1 pseudogene is annotated in these 309 nt (G+C 36.9%); it reads right to left on the bottom strand.

Going from position 1 to position 309, the window contains the following annotated elements:
* Positions 1–309: pseudogene (locus H4O21_RS28890) on the bottom strand (hypothetical protein); the annotation flags it as partial.

Raw genomic sequence — 309 nt, 5'->3', positions numbered from 1 at the left:
ATTTACCTACACCGCCTTTACCTGACGCTACTGCGACTATATTTTGAATTCCTGGAATTGGTTTTCCTTTGATAACATTTGTTTTAGGTTTAGCTGGTGCTTCTACCTTTACATTTACTGTAATCTTTGCCTTTTCGTATACTTTCTCATGAATGGTTTTAAGGATATCCACTTCAGTACGCTTTTTGGCCTGTAAACTTGGGTTTTTAATAGTAATGTCTACAATAACCTCATCTGCAAATGTTACCACATTCTTTACAGCGCCACTTTCCACCATATTTTGTCCTTCTCCAGGAACAGTAATGGTTT

This window comes from Oceanospirillum sediminis (assembly GCF_014164585.1).
GTDB classification, from domain to species: Bacteria; Pseudomonadota; Gammaproteobacteria; order Pseudomonadales; family Halomonadaceae; genus Oceanospirillum; species Oceanospirillum sediminis.
Note: the sequence above shows the minus strand (reverse complement) of the source record. Positions and strands in the feature narration are given on the sequence as shown.